At 73.5% G+C, this 18,032-nt stretch carries 14 protein-coding genes; 2 read left to right on the top strand and 12 right to left on the bottom strand.

The window, feature by feature from the left end:
- Positions 1–77: 77 nt before the first annotated feature.
- The 4 genes from ABZW30_RS22730 to ABZW30_RS22715 all read right to left on the bottom strand — a co-directional run bounded on the left by ABZW30_RS22730 (position 78) and on the right by ABZW30_RS22715 (position 4,789).
- Positions 78–770, bottom strand: coding sequence for a response regulator transcription factor (locus ABZW30_RS22730; RefSeq protein ID WP_355672977.1), 693 nt, complete (start codon positions 768–770; stop codon positions 78–80).
- The gene (locus tag ABZW30_RS22725; protein WP_355672976.1) at positions 767–1,927 is read right to left on the bottom strand and encodes a histidine kinase; all 1,161 of its coding nucleotides are present in this window, start codon (positions 1,925–1,927) and stop codon (positions 767–769) included. Before ABZW30_RS22725 ends, ABZW30_RS22730 begins: the two co-directional genes overlap by 4 nt.
- A gap of 30 nt (positions 1,928–1,957) precedes the next feature.
- Complete coding sequence (locus tag ABZW30_RS22720) at positions 1,958–2,443, bottom strand: DUF1453 domain-containing protein (protein ID WP_355672975.1); 486 nt, start codon at positions 2,441–2,443, stop codon at positions 1,958–1,960.
- A gap of 234 nt (positions 2,444–2,677) precedes the next feature.
- On the bottom strand, positions 2,678–4,789 hold the full coding sequence (locus tag ABZW30_RS22715; protein ID WP_355672974.1) for a DNA topoisomerase IV subunit B: 2,112 nt from the start codon (positions 4,787–4,789) through the stop codon (positions 2,678–2,680).
- Positions 4,790–5,326: 537 nt separating this feature from the next.
- On the opposite strand from ABZW30_RS22715, the gene ABZW30_RS22710 reads away from it, so the two are divergent.
- Positions 5,327–5,560 (top strand): hypothetical protein, encoded by a 234-nt coding sequence (locus ABZW30_RS22710; RefSeq protein ID WP_270143583.1) that lies wholly within the window; start codon positions 5,327–5,329, stop codon positions 5,558–5,560.
- 218 nt (positions 5,561–5,778) lie between these two features.
- Here the strand turns inward: ABZW30_RS22710 and ABZW30_RS22705 are convergent, their stop codons facing one another.
- The 8 genes from ABZW30_RS22705 to ABZW30_RS22670 form a co-directional block, all read right to left on the bottom strand.
- On the bottom strand, positions 5,779–6,708 hold the full coding sequence (locus ABZW30_RS22705; protein ID WP_355672973.1) for a serine protease: 930 nt from the start codon (positions 6,706–6,708) through the stop codon (positions 5,779–5,781).
- Positions 6,709–6,900: 192 nt separating this feature from the next.
- Positions 6,901–8,538: an RNA polymerase sigma factor gene (locus ABZW30_RS22700; RefSeq protein WP_355672972.1), complete on the bottom strand. Its 1,638-nt coding sequence runs from the start codon at positions 8,536–8,538 to the stop codon at positions 6,901–6,903.
- Between the two features lie 456 nt (positions 8,539–8,994).
- Positions 8,995–9,927, bottom strand: coding sequence for an FCD domain-containing protein (locus ABZW30_RS22695; RefSeq protein WP_355672971.1), 933 nt, complete (start codon positions 9,925–9,927; stop codon positions 8,995–8,997).
- Positions 9,928–10,055: 128 nt separating this feature from the next.
- Positions 10,056–10,961, bottom strand: a complete 906-nt coding sequence (locus ABZW30_RS22690) for a hypothetical protein (protein ID WP_355672970.1) — start codon at positions 10,959–10,961, stop codon at positions 10,056–10,058.
- Between the two features lie 3 nt (positions 10,962–10,964).
- Positions 10,965–12,386: an ATP-binding cassette domain-containing protein gene (locus ABZW30_RS22685; RefSeq protein ID WP_355672969.1), complete on the bottom strand. Its 1,422-nt coding sequence runs from the start codon at positions 12,384–12,386 to the stop codon at positions 10,965–10,967.
- 119 nt (positions 12,387–12,505) lie between these two features.
- Complete coding sequence (locus tag ABZW30_RS22680; protein ID WP_355672968.1) at positions 12,506–12,871, bottom strand: hypothetical protein; 366 nt, start codon at positions 12,869–12,871, stop codon at positions 12,506–12,508.
- 158 nt (positions 12,872–13,029) lie between these two features.
- A complete protein-coding gene (locus ABZW30_RS22675) occupies positions 13,030–13,788 on the bottom strand; it encodes an NUDIX domain-containing protein (protein ID WP_355672967.1) in 759 nt (252 codons plus the stop codon).
- A gap of 149 nt (positions 13,789–13,937) precedes the next feature.
- Positions 13,938–16,061 carry a glycogen debranching N-terminal domain-containing protein gene (locus ABZW30_RS22670; RefSeq protein WP_355673009.1) on the bottom strand — a complete coding sequence of 708 codons (2,124 nt, stop codon included), beginning with the start codon at positions 16,059–16,061 and terminating at the stop codon, positions 13,938–13,940.
- Positions 16,062–16,701: 640 nt separating this feature from the next.
- On the opposite strand from ABZW30_RS22670, the gene ABZW30_RS22665 reads away from it, so the two are divergent.
- Positions 16,702–18,015, top strand: a complete 1,314-nt coding sequence (locus ABZW30_RS22665; RefSeq protein ID WP_355672966.1) for an alpha/beta fold hydrolase — start codon at positions 16,702–16,704, stop codon at positions 18,013–18,015.
- Positions 18,016–18,032: the final 17 nt, after the last annotated feature.

The following is an 18,032-nucleotide window of genomic DNA, read 5'->3' as shown; positions in this document are numbered from 1 at the left end:
CGCCGAACACCGCCTCTGACCATCGCAGATGCCTTCACTCGATAAGGTGATCGATCATCTGACGGACGCTCATCGGACTACTGCTGCATACCGGTGATTCCGTGTCGAAAGGCGTACGCGACGGCCTGCGCCCGGTCCCGTACCGCGGTCTTGGCGAACAGGTTGTTGATGTGGGTCTTCACGGTGGCCTGGCTGACGAACAGCCGCTGGGCGATCTCGGCGTTGGAGAGCCCCTCGGCGATCAGCGCGAGCACCTCGGCCTCCCGCACGGTCAGCCCGTCCGGCAGCCCCCCGGGCCGGGCGGCGGGCCGCTCGGCGGCCGGCGCGGGCTGGGCCGGCTTCTCCGAAAGCCGTTCCAGCAGCCGGCGTTGGACCTGCGGCGAGAGACCGGCCGCGCCCGCCCGGACGTCCGCGATGGCCTTCGCGATCTCCTCGCCGCCGGCGTCCTTGGTGAGGTAGCCGCGCGCCCCGGCCTGCAGCGCCGGGAACAGCGAGTCGTCGTCGGCGTAGGTGGTGAGCACCACGACCTCGGTCTCCGGGTGGGCGGCCCGGATCCGCCGGGTCGCCTCGACACCGTCCACCCGCGGCATCCGCAGGTCCATCAGCACTACGTCCGGGTGATGACGCTCCACCAGGGCGACGGCCTCCTCACCGTCCGCCGCCGCGCCGACCACCTCGATACCGGGCAGCAACCCCAACAGCATCACGATGCCCTCGCGCACCACCGTCTGGTCGTCCGCCACCAGCACTCTGGTAACCACCCCGGTCATGCCGGCACCCGCAGCAACACGCGCCACCCTCCGTCCTCCGGGCCCGCCAGCAGGGTGCCGCCGAGCAGTTCCGCGCGTTCGCGCATCCCCAGCAGACCGTACCCGCTGCCGCTGCCGGCCAGCTCCCCGGAGGACTCGCCGCGCGGCGCCCGGGTGTTGCGCACCTCCAGCTCCACCGCCCCGTCCAGGTAGCGCAGTTCGACGGTGCACCGGGCACCCGGCGCGTGCTTGCGGACGTTGGTCACCGCCTCCTGCGCGGTGCGCCGCACCGCGAGGCCCGCCTCGGCGGCCAACGGCCGGGGCGTACCGGTGACGGTGAGCACGGCCCGCTCGCGCTCGGTCAGCTCCACCAGGAACTCCCCGACCGGGGTCAGCTCCCCGCGCAACGCGGACAGCGCCTGGCGGGTCTCGGCCAGGCCGTCCTGCGCCATCCGCCGAGCGGCGACGACCCGTTCGCGGATCTGCTCGCGGTCCGTCCCGGCGTCCAGCATCAACCGGGCCGCCTCCAGGTGGACCAGCTGCGCGGAGAGGCTGTGGGCGAGCACGTCGTGGATCTCCCGGGCGATCCTGGCCCGTTCGGCGAGCGCCGCGCTCTCCGCCTCGGCGGCCCGGGCGGCACGCTCCTGGGTGAGCAGCCGGCGGGCGGTCCCGCGCGCCTCGGTGTCCAGCCGCAGCAGGAAGCCGAGCAGGGTGACCCCGCCGACGGTGGCGGCGACGCTGAGCCAGCTCGCCCAGGAGACCGCGGTGTACGAGCCCAGCGCGGCCGTCGCGGTGAACAGCGCCGGCGCGGGCGGCAGCCGGACCAGGGCGATCACGGCCAGCCCGATCCAGAGCAGGTCGGCGAGCGTGTGGGCCCGCCCCCAGTCGGCCAGCCAGGCGGCGCCGACCAGGGCGGCGGCCAGCAGGTACGAGGCCGCCGGGCGCTGTTCCCGGCTGGCCTGGAGGTAGAGGGTGCACAACGCGACGGCCGCAGCCAATCCGGCCGCCGCGGCCACCACGGCCCAGCCGGAGTACCTCCCGTCGGAGAAGGTCCCCCAGCTGACGACGGCCAGCAGGACGAGCCGGCCGAGCACGGTGAGGACCCGCCGCGGCCGGCTCTCGGCCTCGCGCTCCAGCCCCTCGCGGGACGGCCAGCGGGTCCAGTACCACCCGGCCACGGGTGCCTCCTCGGTGCTCACGGCGGTGGGTCAGTGCAGGACAGGGGTGGTCTGCGCGGGCTCCAGCGTCCGGGCCCTCCAGTTCACCACGAGCGAGCGGACCAGCAGCAGGACCGCCATGCCGAGCATCAGCGCACTGCCCGCCTGGTGGACGTGCAGGGCCGAGCCGATCGCGTAGAGCCCGATCCGGATGGCGATCATGCCGCCCCAGGCGGCCAGGGTGGCCTTGCTGCCCTTGAGCAGGACGGTGCCGTCCGAGGCCCGCCAGATCCGAACGGTCCAGCCCCAGACGGCGCCCATCGCGAGCACGGTGACCATTCCGGCGGCCAGCAGGGCGACCGACAGCGCCGTGTGCTGGTGGTCGATGATCTGCGGATCGCGCAGCGCGAACACACCCAGGATGAGCGGCAGCAGCCAGAAGCGGCGCTCGGTGTCCAGGCGTTGGACACGCATCTGGCGCTGGACCACCAGGACCACCACCGCGGCGATCATGAGGAGGTTGGCTACGGAACTCATGCCGCCACCTCGCTGCGCTCGGCCGGGGCATTCGCCCGCACGCGCCTTTCGGTGATTCGCTCGCTGCGCTCGCTCATGGGATTGCTCCGTCCCGGGGAGAGGCTTGTCGCTGACCTCTCCGACGCTACGGATCCGGCGGTTCCCGCTGATCGGAGCCGGGGTGGACCCCGGGTGGAACCGACAGCGCGAGGGCCCTCCACCCGTGGGTGGAGGGCCCTCGCGAAACGGCCGGGATCAGGCGTCGATGCGCGAGCGGTCCAGGGTGGCCGCCGAGTCCACGATGAACTCCTTGCGCGGGGCGACGTCGTTGCCCATCAGCAGGTCGAAGATCTTCTCGGCCTGCTCCAGGTCGCCCAGGTTGATCCGGCGCAGCGTGCGGTGGCGCGGGTCCATGGTGGTCTCTGCCAGCTGGTCGGCGTCCATCTCGCCCAGACCCTTGTAGCGCTGCACCGGCTCCTTCCAGCGCATCCCCTTGCGCTGGAACTCCAACAGGGTGGAGCGCAGTTCGGCGTCGGAGTAGGTGTAGTGGTACTTCTCCTGGCCGCGCTTGGGGTTGGTGAGCTCGATCCGGTGCAGCGGCGGCACGGCGGCGAAGACCCGGCCCTGCTCGACCATCGGCCGCATGTAGCGGTGGAAGAGGGTCAGCAGCAGGGTACGGATGTGCGAGCCGTCGACATCGGCGTCGGCCATGAAGATGACCCGGCCGTAGCGGGCCTGCTCGATGTCGAAGGTACGGCCCGAGCCGGCCCCTATGACCTGGATGATCGCGGCGCACTCGGCGTTCTTGAGCATGTCGCTCACCGAGGCCTTCTGGACGTTGAGGATCTTGCCGCGGATCGGCAGCAGCGCCTGGAACTCGGAGTTGCGGGCGAGCTTGGCGGTGCCGAGCGCGGAGTCACCCTCGACGATGAACAGCTCGCTGCGCTCGACGTCGTCGCTGCGGCAGTCGGCCAGCTTGGCGGGCAGCGAGCTGGTCTCCAGCGCGGTCTTCCGGCGCTGGGCCTCCTTGTGCTGGCGGGCGGCGACCCGGGTGCGGGCGGCCGCGACCACCTTCTCCAGCACGGCCCGGGCCTGCAGCTTCTCGTCCTTCTTGGCCGAGGTGAGGAAGGCCTTGAGCTCCTTCGCGACGACGGCGGCGACGATCCGGTTGGCCGCCGAGGTGCCGAGCACCTCCTTGGTCTGGCCCTCGAACTGCGGCTCGGCGAGCCGGACGGTGACCACCGCGGTGAGGCCCTCGGTGGCATCGTCCTTGGTGATGTCGTCCTCGGCGACGCGCAGCAGCTTGCTGGCGCGCAGCACCTCGTTGACGGTCTTGGCCAGCGAGCGCTCGAAGCCGGTGATGTGGGTGCCGCCCTTGGGGGTGGCGATGATGTTGACGAAGGAGCGCAGGGTGGTGTCGTAACCGGTGCCCCAGCGCAGCGCGATGTCCACCCCGAGGTGGCGGGTGACCTCGGTGGGGGTCATGTGACCGAGCTCGTCCAGGACGGGCACGGTCTCCTTGAAGGTGCCCTCACCGCGCAGCCGCAGCACGTCGGAGACCGGCTTGTCGGGGGCCAGGAACTCACAGAACTCGGCGATGCCGCCGTCGTAGTGGAAGACCGACTCCTCGACCTGCTCGCTCTCGGTGAGGCGCTCGTCACGCACGACGATGGTCAGGCCGGGGACCAGGAAGGCGGTCTGCCGGGCGCGGTTGTGCAGGTTCTCCAGGGAGAGCTTGGCGTCCTTGAGGAAGATCTGCCGGTCGGCCCAGTAGCGGATCCGGGTGCCGGTGCGGGTCTTCGGCACCTTACGGGTCCGGCTGAGGCCGTTGGCGGGCTCGAAGGGCGCGTCCGGGCTCGCCTCGGTGAAGATGCCGGGGGTGCCGCGGCGGAAGCTGATCGCGTGGGTGTGGCCGCTGCGGTCGACCTCGACGTCCAGTCGGGCGGAGAGCGCGTTGACGACCGAGGCGCCGACGCCGTGCAGACCGCCGGAGGCTGCGTAGGAGCCGCCGCCGAACTTGCCGCCGGCGTGCAGCTTGGTCATCACGACCTCGACGCCGGACAGCCCGGTCTTGGGCTCGACGTCGACCGGGATGCCGCGGCCGTTGTCGCGGACCTCGACCGAGGAGTCGGGGTGCAGCAGGACCTCGATGCGGTCGCAGTAACCGCCCAGCGCCTCGTCGACGGAGTTGTCGATGATCTCCCAGAGGCAGTGCATCAGGCCTCGGCTGTCGGTCGAGCCGATGTACATGCCGGGGCGCTTGCGGACGGCCTCCAGGCCCTCCAGGACGAGCAGGTGCCGCGCGGTGTAGTTGGAACCGTCGTCGCCGGCCAGCAGCGCGGACGGCACGGTCGTTTCGGCACTCACGCGGCACTCTCCTCGGTGAAGTTCTGTCTCATCGGTCACATCCGGACGCATCCGGACCAACCGCCAGTGCAGCACGCCGCACCGACAGTCGTCGCTCTGTGTGCCGGCACCCCTGCTCCGGGTGCACAGCACGACGGGACGGCCCCGCGCAGCTTGTACGCGCTGCGCGAACAAGGACCGCGCCCGGGTGTGGGCCCCAGGGGCCCATCTCCTCCCGGTACCACCGGTCCTGGCGGATCGTGGGGCCCGGCGCAGGCCCCGGAACTGCCGTTATGCAGGCTACCGGGGCCCGGGACGGGGCTTATGCTCCAACCCGGCAGAGGATTATGCTACGCGGACCTCGCACCCGATCCCGATCGGGCGTTCGAGCGATGGGCGGATCCCGGAATTCGGCACGCATGAACCACCGACGCCCGGGGCACGTCCTCATCAACACAGCAGAATCCTCAGAGAAGAAAAGCCACGAGCGGGAACGTTTTCGGCCTGGTTGGATGTTGACCCTGGTACGACAGCTCGTCGAGCTAGAGAAGAGGCGACGTGACTACTGTTCTGACACCTGCGAGCCCGCTCACCGCGGCTGACCGCTGCGACCGCTGCGGCGCCCAGGCCTACCTGCGCGTCGTACTCGCCAGCGGCGGAGAGCTGCTCTTCTGCGCCCACCACGGCCGGAAGTTCGAGCCCGAGCTCAAGAAGATCGCCGTGGAGATACAGGACGAGAGCGGCCGTCTCACCACCAGCACCACCGCGACGGCCGCCGACGACGAGCGCTGATCACAGGCGCCGCAACCAGCAGCCAGCGTCGAGCTGTGTCCGGTCGCACATCGCACGCGACCGGTGAGCCGGGCGGCCGGTCCCCGAGGGGCCGGCCGCCCGGCTCAGCTGTTCTCCGGACAGTCATCCCGCGTTCGCCCGTTCCGGACACCTGGTTCAGGGTCGCCTGGACCCGAAGCGACGTCAGAACGTCACCTCAAGATCACGCGAGGCGACGCTCACAGCGCGGAGCGCACCTCGTCCGTGACCGAGGACAGGCGGGTGTAGACGCCGGGGTGGGCCGCCTCGGCGCAGCCCGTCCCCCAGGAGACCAGGCCGACCAGCCGCCCGCCGACGATCAGCGGGCCTCCGCTGTCGCCCTGGCAGGCGTCCCTGCCGCCCTTCTCCTCGCCCGCGCAGACCATGCCCCGGGCGTCGAACTTGCCCTCCTGCCCGCCCGGGTAGGCGTGCGCGCAGGTCCGGTCCGAGACGATCGGCACGTCCGCCCCGCGCAGCACCGGTGAGTAGTCGCCCCGCCCGCTGGTGTCGCCCCAGCCGTACACCCGCGCCCTGGTTCCGGCCGCGTACGGCGCGCTCTCGCCCTGGCCGACCAGCTCGACCACCGGCCGGGAGCCCTGGGAGTCGGCGAGGGTCAGCACCGCGACGTCGTTCACGTTCGCCGCGAAGTCGTAGTCGGGGTGGATCCAGACCGACCGGACGGCCACCTCACGGCCGGCCGAGCCGCGCATATCGTCCCGACCCACGACCACCTTGAGCCCCGGCCGGTCCACCCGTCCCTTGGCCTCGTCGTAGAAGCAGTGCGCCGCCGTCACCACCTTGGTCGGGGTGACCAGCGCTCCCCCGCAGAACTGGCCGGAGCGCCCGCTGCCGAACTGCTGGCGGCTGGCCAGCGCCACGATCCACGGGTGGTCCACAGTGCTCACCGCGCTACCGCCGACCACCCGGCGCTGTGCCTCGGCCGGGCCCGCCGCGCCGAGGGCGACCAGCGGGACCGGCACGGCGGCGAGCAGCGCCAGCGCGGCGGCCCGTCGGCGGCGACGGCCCGTCCGGGCGGCGGCCGGGTCGGCCCGGGGCGGGGCGGGGGTCGGCAGATCAGCGCGGTCCGGGTCGGTCAGCACCGTGACTCCAGAAGGCTCGGCAGCAGGCAACCGGCACAGCGTAGGTGATCGGCTACACTGCGCGACCGCTTCCCGTCGCGTCGCCACCCGGACGAGCGACAAGCACCACTCGAACGCTGACGAACCCGGCCCCGAACAGCCCGAAGGCCCGAAACCGTAACGGTTCCGGGCCTTCGGCGCCCGCCTGTCGCGCTTGCTGCGGTCGGCCGCGTTCGCGGTCGATCAGTCCAGGTAGTCGCGCAGCACCTGGGAACGCGACGGGTGGCGCAGCTTCGACATGGTCTTGGACTCGATCTGGCGGATGCGCTCACGGGTGACCCCGTACACCTTGCCGATCTCGTCGAGCGTCTTCGGCTGACCGTCCGTCAGGCCGAAGCGCATCGAGACCACGCCGGCCTCGCGCTCGGAGAGGGTGTCCAGCACCGAGTGCAGCTGCTCCTGGAGCAGGGTGAAGGAGACCGCGTCGGCCGGGACGACCGCCTCGGAGTCCTCGATCAGGTCACCGAACTCGCTGTCGCCGTCCTCGCCCAGCGGAGTGTGCAGCGAGATCGGCTCGCGGCCGTACTTCTGGACCTCGATGACCTTCTCGGGGGTCATGTCGAGTTCCTTGGCCAGCTCCTCCGGGGTGGGCTCGCGGCCCAGGTCCTGGAGCATCTGGCGCTGGACGCGGGCCAGCTTGTTGATGACCTCGACCATGTGCACCGGGATGCGGATGGTGCGGGCCTGGTCGGCCATGGCGCGGGTGATCGCCTGACGGATCCACCAGGTGGCGTAGGTCGAGAACTTGTAGCCCTTGGTGTAGTCGAACTTCTCGACCGCACGGATCAGACCGAGGTTGCCCTCCTGGATCAGGTCCAGGAAGAGCATGCCGCGACCGGTGTAACGCTTGGCCAGCGAGACCACCAGACGGAGGTTGGCCTCCAGCAGGTGGTTCTTGGCCCGGCGGCCGTCCTCGGCGATGATCTCCAGCTCGCGCTTGAGCTTCGGGGCGAGCTTGTCGGCGGCCGAGAGCTTGTCCTCGGCGAACAGACCGGCCTCGATGCGCTTGGCGAGCTCGACCTCCTGCTCGGCGTTGAGCAGCGGGACCTTGCCGATCTGCTTCAGGTAGTCCTTGACCGGGTCGGCGGTGGCACCGGCGACGGCGACCTGCTGGGCGGGCGCGTCGTCCTCGTCGTCGTCGGAGAGGACGAAGCCCTCCGACTCCTCCTCCGGGCCCTCGGCCTCGGCCTTGTCGCCCGGCAGCGCGACGTCCTCGAGCAGTTCCTCGTCGCCGAGCAGCTCCTCGTCGCCGCCCTTGGCGGCCTTGGCGGTGGCGGTCTTCTTCGCGGCGGTCTTCTTGGCCGGCGCGGCGGTCTTCTTGGCCGCGGCCTTCTTGGCCGGCACCGCCTTCTTCGCCGGGGTGGCCTTCACCTCGGCGACCGAGCCGGTCGTCTCGCCGACGGTGATCTCGGCGGAGACCGTGGGGGCCGGAGCCGCAGAGGCAGCCGTGACGGCCGGAGCCGCGACGGGCGCGCCGGGGGCGATCCGCACGGGCGGCTTGGTCGGGGCCGACGGGGTCCGGGTGGTGACAGCCTTGGTGGCGGTGCGCTTGGTGGGGCTCTTGGCAGCAACGCTCTTGCGCTTGGCGCCGGCCGGCTCGGCCGCGCTGACCATGAGGTCCACCCCCTCCTCAATCAGCACCTGGTTGAGGCTGCGCATGACGTTCTTCCACTTGGTGACCGGGATCTGGTCCGCCTCGAACGCCTGGCGCACGTCGTCACCGGCGATCTGCCCCTGGGCCTTGCCCCGCTCGATGAGCGCCAGCAGAGCCGCGGACTCGGCGATCTCGGGGGGAAGCGAACGGGATGTGCTGGCCGACACGAACAACCTCTCGGACGATGAGTGGACTCGAACCCGTACCGGCCGCCCGAGCGGGCGGGGAAGGAAATCGCGCGTCGGACGCGCGGTGTCGATTCCGACCGACTCGGGCTTGAGGACTGGGTTTGCAGGACGGCAGCAGCGCCGCAGACCAACACAGCATTCTGACATGTTGGGGTATTCCGGAGCTGCTTCCGCTCAGGACACATCGCTGCTACTCGTCAAGTGTTACGCATGGCCTTGGTGTCGCGGGTCACACCGCTCGGCGCCCGCGGCCCGGGGGCCTGGATCCATCATCGCGCACTCGCGCCGAAGTCGATTGTCATGAACGGGGCGGCCATCGCATTCGTAACGACGGCCGGTGCGCAGAGGCCCTCCGGCTGCGCCGCGCGGTGCGGCCGGAGGGCCCTGGAGGAGCGCGCCACGGCCGGCCGCGACCGCTCGCCGAGAACAGCCCGCTCAGTGCTCCCGGGGCGCGGGGACGGAGGGCTCCATCTCGGGGTGGACGGTGAGCAGCGCCCGCATCGCGACCTCGCCCGCGGCGCCGTCGCCGGCGCCCAGCGCGTCGACCAGCCGGGCGTGCAGGCCGACCGAGGACTCGGAGGGCCGCTCGCAGGAGATCGCCGGTCCGCCCGAGACCTGCAGGGCACAGGAGACGATCCCGGACAGGTGCTCCAGCATCCGGTTGCCGGCCATCTGCAGGACCAGGCCGTGCAGCTCGGCATCGGCCCGGGCGTAGGTGGACAGGTCGGCCTGGGCGGCGGCGTGGCCCATGATCTCGACCAGCTCGACCAGCCGCTGCTGGACGTCCTCCCGGCCGTGGCCGGCCGCGAGCCGGGCAGCCAGCGGCTCGATCGCCCAGCGGAGCTCGAACAGCTCCCGGCGCTGCTCGTCCCGCTGCGGGCCGAAGGCGCGCCACTCGATGATGTCCGGGTCCAGCAGGTTCCAGTCGCCGACCGGGCGGACCCGGGTGCCGACGTTGGGGCGGGCGCTGACCAGGCCCTTGGCCTCCAGCACGCGCAGCGACTCGCGGACGACGGTCCGGGACACCTCGAACCGTTGACCGATCTCCTCGGGCACGAGTGGACGGTCGGCACCGAGGTCGCCGGAGACGATCATCTGGCCGAGCTGCTGGACCAGCTGGCCGTGCAGACCGCGGCCTCGGCTGCTGGTGGTCTTGCGGCCGACCCGGGCGATGTCGGACTCGGCGCCCTCCCAGCGGGGCGCCGGTGGCGTCGGCCGGTCGGCGTACGAGAAGCGGTCCAGATCGCCGGAGCCGTGGATCGGCCCGTCGGCGGAACGGGCGGGGGTCATGGTGGGGTGCGCAAGGGTACTCACGCCTCCTTTGTCGGCGATCGGCAGGCGCAGCTTGAGAATTCTCGTGAAAAGCACACGAAAGGGTGATCGCCCGTGACTGGATAATTGACTTCTTATCAGGAAGAACCGCTCATTGCGGTCACTGCTGGTCGATCTTGGTAGTTCGGGGCGGTCCGGGGGTGCGTGGCGGGTGGCGTCGGGCGCTACAGCGCGCGGCGGCGGGCCTGGACGAGCAGGGCGGCGAGCAGCAGGGCCGCCACGGGGGCCGCGACCGCCCCGAGCAGCGCCGGATCCGTCAGCGCCGCGCCGTCGGCAGCCGCCGCGTGCACCCCGCCGTGCACCCAGCCGTCGGCCCACTCGATGCCGGACTGGAAGGGCAGCAGCCCGGCCGCCCGGCTCGGCCAGGGGCGGCCGGGCTGACGCAGCAGCAGGGCCACGCCGGACTCCAGCAGCGCCGGCAGCGCGCACAGCAGCAACACCCCGGCGGCGGCGCTGCGGGTCAACGAGGCGGTCAGCACGCCGGTCCAGCCGGCCACCACGGTCAGCAGGACGAAGGCCAGCAGCACGGCCGGCCCCCCGTGACCGGCCACCAGCGCCAACGGGGCGAACACTCCCGGCAGGTCGCCGAGCGCGTTCAGTCCGGCGGCGCCCAGCGCCTCGCCCACCTGGTCGGAGAGCGCGGCCGGGTTCGACCAGGCCCCCACCGTCACCCCGCCCGGCAGCGCGAGGTGCACGGCCACCGTGTCGAGCAGCAGGGTGGCCACCGCCAGCAAGGCCGCGACCGGGCCGACCATCAGCAGCTTGGCCAGCAGCAGCCGCGCCCGGCGCGAGTACGCCACCTGCGAGGCCGCCAGCCCCGGGTAGCACACCTCGTGGCCGTAGGAGAGCGCGCCCAGCACTCCGGCTCCGAGTGCCGCGAAGGGCAGCGGGATCAGCGGGACGGCGGCGGTCAGCAGCCGCACCCCGGCCTGGGCGGCCAGCGGGCCGGGCGGGGCCTGGCTCGCCAGCACGGCGGCCACGACAGCGTCGCAGAGCAGGACGGCGGCGAGCAGCAGCCAGGTGGAACGCAGGCCGCACAGGCGGCGCAACTCGTAGGCCAGAACACGCACGGTTCACTCGCTCCGGTGGTCGTCGGGGGTGGTGGGGGCCTGGCCCGTGGTGACGCGGCCGAGGCGGACGGTGTCGTCGGTGAGCAGGTCGGCGGCACTCTTACGGCTACGCGGAGGCTGGGGCTCGGTGCGGACGGACTCGCTTGCGCCAAGGAGCCCGCCCGACGGGACGGGGGTCGCCGCCCGGGCAGGGGTGGTCTTCGGGGCGGGGGTCGCCGCCGGGGCGGGTTCGTCGCGGAAGAGCCGGTCCACGGCGACCGTGGGCGCGCGGTCGCCCTGGTGGGCGGCGGCCGCGCCGAACACAGGGAGCGCGGCCGTCACGGCGGCGACAGGCAGCGCGCGGGTAGGCAGGGAAACATCGTCCCGGGAGCGGCCCTCCGCGGCGGGCTCGGGGGCGACGGGCTGGTGGCTCGGACCGGAGCCCGGCTCGGGCTTCGGGTTCGCGCGCAGCTCCGGACTCGGCTCGGCTTCGGGGGCCGGCCCGGCTGCCGGTTCGGGCGTCTGCTGGAGACGGAGGCGGCCGGAGCGCCCGGAGGGAACGGGCGGGACGGCCCGGGGCGCCGGCTGCTCGACCACCCGGTCGGCCAGCTCGTGCAGCAGGATCCCGTGGCGGTAGGCGAGTTCACCGATCTCGGTGCGGTCGATGCCCGCCACCGCGAGGCCCGCGCCGCCGTCCCGGCGCACCTCGGCGCCCTGACTGACCAGCAGGTCGGCCAGCCGCGCCATCTGCGGCCCCCGGACGGCCACTTCGGGACTGAGCCTGGCCCAGCGGAACTCCGAGACCGACTGGTCGGCCACCATGCAGCCGCGGTCCAGGGTGACCACCCGGTCCGCGAGTTGCGCGGCCTCCTGCGGGGAGCGGGTGGTCACCAGGACCGTCCCGCCCACGAGAGTGAAGGAGCGCAGGAAGGAGTGGAACCACTCGACGTTGCGTGGCGAGAGGCCCTCGGTCGGCGCATCCAGCACCAGTGTGCCGGGGTCGCCGAGCAGCGCGGCGGCCAGGGCGAGCCGGCGGTGCATGCCGGGCGAGAAGGTGCGCAGCCGCTGCCCGGCGACGGTGGCCAGCCGGGTCTGCTCCAACAGCTCGTCGGCCCGCCGCGCGGGGACGCCGACGGCCGCGGCCAGCATCCGCAGGTGGCCGCGCGCCTTGCGCCCCGGGTGTCCGGCTCCCTCCCCCGGCCCGGGCAGCAGCACGCCGACCTCGCGCTCGGGGCGGCGGATCCGCTGGTAGGGGCGGCCGTCGAAAAGCGTGATGCCCTGGCCGCGTTCGAGTTCGACCATCAGCCGCAGCGCGGTGGACTTGCCCGCGCCCTCGTCGCCGAGCAGCACGGTCACCATGCCCGGCCGGGCGTCGAAGGTCAGATCGAGTACGGCGGGCGGGGCGCCCTTGCGATACACCCTGGTCAGTTCGGTGATCTGGATCATCGCTGGCTGCTCCCATGCCCTCGGCCGACCTGCTCGACGCCAGCACATTAGGGGTCAGCACCACCGATTCCGGGCATTACCGAACCGCCACGGGCACACCGCCCGCCCGCCTCACCCGATCAGGGGACAATCCGATCCTGCGATTCACGGGGCGTGCCCGCGCCGGGGCCGTCGGCACCCCGGCCAGTGGCCGGTGTCGCGGCCTGCAGGAAGGCCGCCGCACCCGGCGGGAGCGGCTCGCCGACGCACTCCCCCTGGAACTCCTCGACGGCGGCCTTGCCCGCGACGGCGATCTCCGCCAGCTGCTCCTGCTCGGCACTCAGCGTCTCCCGCACGGAGGCGATCGTCGCCGGGTCGGCGTGCGCGGCCTTCAAGGAGGCCAGCTGCCGCTCGGTTCTGGCGGTGGTCGCGGTGAGGCTCTTGTGTTCCGCCACCAAGCTCTCGATGCCGTTTCGCTGTCTGGCGCAGTCGTCGTTGACGGTCATCACGGGGCTCCCAGGGTCCGAAGGCCTTCGGCCCGGCGACCGAAGCGTCCATCGACACTGTGCGCCGGTGTCACCGCGCCGGCTTCCGGACCGGGGCCGTTCGGCGGCCCCGGGCGCAGGCGGGTCCGGGCGCAGGCGGGTCCGGGGCTTCGGGGCGCTCAGGACTCCGGGCGGAGCATGGGCGGGTTGAGGACCGTGGCACCGCCGGCGGTGAAGAGCTGGGCCGGGCGGCCACCCTGACGGGTCGTCGTACCGCCCGAGGGGAGGAGGAAGCCGGGGGTGCCGGTGACCTTGCGGTGGAAGTTGCGCGGGTCGAGGACGACGCCCCAGACAGCCTCGTAGACCCGGCGCAGCTCGCCGACGGTGAACTCGGTCGGGCAGAAGGCAGTGGCGAGCGAGGAGTACTCGATCTTGGAGCGGGCGCGTTCCACGCCGTCGGCCAGGATCAGGCCGTGGTCGAAGGCGAGCGGGACGCCATCGGCCGGGCTCTCGCCGAGAAGTTTGCTGACCGGGGCCCAGCGGGCGCTGCTGGCGTCGCCGCCGGCCCGGGGGGTCGGGAGGTCGGGGGCGAGCACCAGGTAGGCGACGCTGACCACGCGCATCCGAGGGTCGCGCTGCGGGTGGCCGTAGGTGGCGAGCTGCTCCAGGTGGGCACCGGCCGCGCCGGGGCCGACCGCGTCGTGGCCGGGGGCGGAGTGGGCGCGCAGGCCGGTCTCCTCGGCCAGCTCTCGGGAGGCGGCCTCGGCCAGGCCCTCGTCCGGACGGACGAAGCCGCCGGGCAGCGCCCAGTACCCCTGGTAGGGCGGCTCGCCTCGTCTGACCAACAGGGCGCAGAGCGAGTGGTCGCGCACCGTCAGCACCACCAGGTCAACCGTGACAGCGAACGGGGGGAAGGCCGACGGATCGTAACGCGACATGGCGACGATCATAGTCGTCTCTCTGACGATAAGCACAGGCCCGTGCCCGCAGTGCCCAGCACCGGTGACCCGCCCGCCCGGCTCGGTTCGCGCACGGGCGGGCGCGGTGCCGGCGAGCGGGCGCGGGCAGGCCCGGCGGGGCCCCGGCGTCAGCGGGCGACCAGCTGGAGATCCGCGGAAGCCTCCTCGACCATCGCCACCCCGATCCGGCTCACCCGGACCGAGAAGGGCTCGCCCGCCACCCGCAGGCCGGTCAGCTCCAGTTCGCCGAGCGGGGCAGTGCTGGCCGGGCGGACCAGGACCCGGCCGCCCGGGACGTCGGGCCGGACCCCGGCGAGCGCGAACACGGCGTGCACGGCTCCGGCCGCGGAGACCGCCGCCGGGCGGCAGGCGGCGGGGTGCGGGACCGGCGGGCTGCCGGGGGTGCGCTGCTCCCCCGCGTACATCTCCGGCAGCCGCCCCTCGAAGTGTGCGGACGCGGCGAGCAGGCCCTCCAGCAGCGTGCCGGCCTCGTTCTCATGGCCGGCCTCGGCGAGTCCGGCGATCGCCAGTGCGGTCTCGTGGATCCGCACCGCGCCGCCGCGGTGGCCCAGCGGGTTGAAGCGGGGGGACTTGGCGCTGAGGGTGCGCAGGCCCCAGCCGCTGTCCAGCTCCGGCGCCACCAGGCGCTGGGCGAGCAGCCGGGTCTGCTCGCGGTCCAGCAGGCTGTCGTGCCGGCCGCCGTCGGCGGCGAGCCCGGTGTCGAGCAGGTGCACCAGGGAGGAGGCGACGGCGGGCAGCGGCTGACTGCCCGGGGCCAGCCCGGCGGCGGGGCGCCCGCCGGAGAAGTCGTCGATCCAGAACCGCTCGCGGAAGCGGCCGCGCAGCTCGAAGGCCCAGCCCCGCCAGTCCTCGGCACCCGGGCGGCCGAAGGCCTCCAGGAGCTCGGCGCCGTGCAGGGCCGCGCGGTGGGCCTGCGCCTGGACCTCTGCGCGGGCGGCCACCGGGTGGGCGGCGCGGTCCTCCACCGGGCGGCTCAGGTCGGTGACGAAGCCGTCCACCAGGCCTTCGCGCAGGGCGGCCAGGGCCCGCTCGGCGGCCGGGAGCAGCTCGACGACCTCCGCCCGGGGCAGGCCCCAGCGCCAGGCCTCGGCCAGCACGGTGACGAACAGCAGGGTGGCCTCGGTGGCGGTGCAGGTGGGCGGCAGCTCGGGGCCGCCGTGCCGCAGGGCGCCGGGCAGCAGGCCCTCGACCCGGCCCGGGGCGGGGGCGAGCTGCTGACGGCGGGCCAGCGCGCGCAGGGTGCCGGCGGCGAGCCGGGTGCCGAGCGGGAGGGTCAGCCGGGCGGCCCAGAGCGCGTCGGCCGGGGCGAGGCCGAAGCGCCAGGGCGCGCCGGAGGCCGGGTAGAGGTCGGTCGGGCGGTCCGGGTCGGCGAACAGCAGCCCGCCGAGGGCGTCCAGGGAGCGGGCGACCAGCAGGGCGGCGCGGGAGTCGTCGCTGCGCACCTCCGGCTCGGCCCAGGGCAGCGGGACGCCGGTGCCGCGCCCACCGGGCGGGCGCGGGCCGCCGGGGGCACTCTCCAGTTCGGCGCGCAGCTCGACCGACCAGCGGGCGCCGGGCTGGACCTCCAGGTCCCAGCGGAGCACTCCGGCCCCGGCCAGGACAGCGTGCGGGGAGGGCTTGGCGCTGACCACGGCACTGTGCACCGGGCCGGCCCAGCGCAGCCCGGCGGACTGCACCTGGCCCGGCAGGTCGGGCGGGCGGTGCCCGGCGGCGATCTCGGCGACCGGGCCGAGATCGGTGCCGAGGGCGATCTCCAGCGGCAGTCGGGCGGGCCGGGCGCCGGTGTTGCGCACGGTGACCGTCTCCACGCCGTCCGCATGGCGCAGCCGCTCGACGGTGAGTGCCGGGTCCGGGTCGACGTCGCCGGGGAGGCGGACGGCGCCGAGGAAGCGGGCCTGGGCGACGCTGGTCGAGGCGCCCTGGAGCGGCAGCGGCTCCATGCCGCCCAGCCGCAGTTCCATCCGGGCGAGCACCCGGACGCCGTTGCGGTAGAAGCCGTGCAGACCGTGGCCGCGCAGCTGGCCGTCGGGGCCGGAGGCAGCCATCGCGGGGGCGTTGACGCAGAGCACCGCGTGGTGGACGGCCGGGGGCTGGGGGCGCGGCGGAGCCGCCGGCCGGCCCTGGACGGCGGGTGCGCCCGTCGGCCCGGGCGCCGGGATCTGCTCGGGCCGGCCGGCCGGTCTGGGCGCGCCGACCACGCTCTCGGCCGGCATGGCCTGTGGTGGCCTCATGGCGGTCACCGGACTCTCTTCCCCTCGGCGGTCCGGTGGCCGGTCAGGGCCGGTGGGCCGCGAGCATGCTCGATCGCGTGCTGATGATGCCGGGCCGACGGGGTCTGTCCCGTCGGCGGTGTGCCGTGTCTGGCCGTACCCGGCGGTGGGCCGTGCCATGCGGCGTGCGGTACCGGGCCGGTACGGCGCGCCTTCGGGTCGGGCACGCCATCGTGCCCGGCATGCCGTCAGGTCCGGCGCTCCGGCCTGCCGGTGACGCTCGGCCGGCCCCGGGCGCCGGTCGGACACCGTCCGGGCACAGGGCCCCGGGGGGTGAACGCCGCGCACCGCCACCAGGTCACGCCCGGCCGTCGTCTCCCCCGGTCGCGCCCGGACCGCCGAGCCGTCGCGTCGCCTCCGGCGAGCCGTCACCCGAGGCCCCGCCGCGCGCCGAGCCTGTCACCGTCCATGGGCTGAGCCTGACTCCGGTGGTGCTCAGGCCAGGGGCTCGCCGCTTGCCGGAGGGCCGACCGGGGGACGGGGGCGGTCGAACCGGCGCTCGACCGCCGCCAGGATACGGTGCGGGGGTCGCGGCGCCCGCACCCGGTGACCCCGTGAACCGCGACGCAATCGCTGTGACCAGCAGAGACCGAGGAGTTGCATGTCCACCATCAGCCGGCTGCCCGGGATTGTCGCGACCGACCACGTCTTCCAGCTCCCCCTCGACCACTCTGCCCCCGGGGGTGAGCAGATCGAGGTGTACGCCCGCGAGGTGGTGGCCTGCGGCCGCGAGAAGGACGACCTGCCCTGGCTGGTCTTCCTCCAGGGCGGACCCGGCGGCAAGGCTGCCCGCCCGCTCGGCCGGGACGCCTGGCTGGACCGCGCCCTGGACGACTACCGGGTGCTGCTGCTGGACCAGCGCGGCACCGGGCGGTCCACGCCCGCGACCCGGCAGACCCTCGCCCGGCGCGGCGGCCCGCAGGAACAGGCGGACTACCTGGCGCACTTCCGCGCGGACTCGATCGTGCGGGACGCCGAACTGATCCGCCACCGGCTGCTCGGCGCCGACAAGCGCTGGAGCGTGCTCGGCCAGAGCTTCGGCGGCTTCTGCACCCTCACCTACCTCTCCTTCGCTCCCGAAGGACTGACCGAGGCCTTCATCACCGGCGGCCTGTCCGGCCTCGGCAGCTCGGCCGACGACGTCTACCGCGCCGCCTACCCGCGCGTCGTCAGCAAGAACACGGACCACTACGCGCGCTTCCCGCAGGACGTCGAGGCCGTGCGCCGGATCGCCGCCCACCTCGCCGGCTCCCCCGCCACCCTGCCCGACGGCGGGCTGCTCACCGTCGAGGCCTTCCAGGCGCTCGGCCTCATGCTCGGCGGCGGCAGCGGATCCGGTGCCCTGCACTACCTGCTGGAGGAGGCCTGGGTGGAGGGCCCGGCCGGGGCCGAGCTCTCCGACACCTTCCTGGCCGGCGTCCAGGCCCGGCTCTCCTTCGCCGAGGGCCCGCTGTACGCCGTACTGCACGAGTCGATCTACGGCCAGCGCTCGGTGGACCAGGTCGGCACCGGCTGGTCGGCCGAGCGGGTCCGCAAGGAGTTCCCGCAGTTCGACGCCCTGGCCGCGCTGGAGTCCGGCGCCCCGGTGCTGTTCACCGGGGAGATGATCTACCCCTGGATGTTCGACACCGACCCGGCGCTGCGCCCGCTGAAGGAAACCGCTGACCTGCTCGCCGCCCGCACTGACTGGCCCGACCTGTACGACCCGGCGCGGCTGGCCGCCAACACCGTGCCGGTCATGGCGGCGGTCTACCACGACGACATGTACGTGGACACCGCCGACTCGCTGGCGACCGCCCGCGCGGTGCGCGGTCTGCGGACCTGGATCACCAATGAGTGGGAGCACGACGGCCTGCGGGTGAGCGGCGGCGAGGTGCTGGACCGGCTGATCAAGATGGCCCGCGGCGAGGTGTAGCGGCTAGCGGCCCGGCC

Source organism: Kitasatospora sp. NPDC004669 (genome assembly GCF_040609455.1).
Taxonomy (GTDB): Bacteria; Actinomycetota; Actinomycetes; order Streptomycetales; family Streptomycetaceae; genus Kitasatospora.
This window is presented reverse-complemented; position numbering and strand designations above follow the sequence as displayed.

Excerpts from the sequence above, each read along its gene's own strand:
- ABZW30_RS22730 (WP_355672977.1), bottom strand. The coding sequence starts at position 770 with ATGACCGGGGTGGTTACCAGAGTGCTGGTGGCGGACGACCAGACGGTG.
- ABZW30_RS22720 (WP_355672975.1), bottom strand. The coding sequence starts at position 2,443 with ATGAGTTCCGTAGCCAACCTCCTCATGATCGCCGCGGTGGTGGTCCTG.
- ABZW30_RS22685 (WP_355672969.1), bottom strand. The coding sequence starts at position 12,386 with ATGATCCAGATCACCGAACTGACCAGGGTGTATCGCAAGGGCGCCCCG.
- ABZW30_RS22680 (WP_355672968.1), bottom strand. The coding sequence starts at position 12,871 with ATGACCGTCAACGACGACTGCGCCAGACAGCGAAACGGCATCGAGAGC.
- ABZW30_RS22675 (WP_355672967.1), bottom strand. The coding sequence starts at position 13,788 with ATGTCGCGTTACGATCCGTCGGCCTTCCCCCCGTTCGCTGTCACGGTT.
- ABZW30_RS22670 (WP_355673009.1), bottom strand. The coding sequence starts at position 16,061 with ATGAGGCCACCACAGGCCATGCCGGCCGAGAGCGTGGTCGGCGCGCCC.
- ABZW30_RS22665 (WP_355672966.1), top strand. The coding sequence starts at position 16,702 with ATGTCCACCATCAGCCGGCTGCCCGGGATTGTCGCGACCGACCACGTC.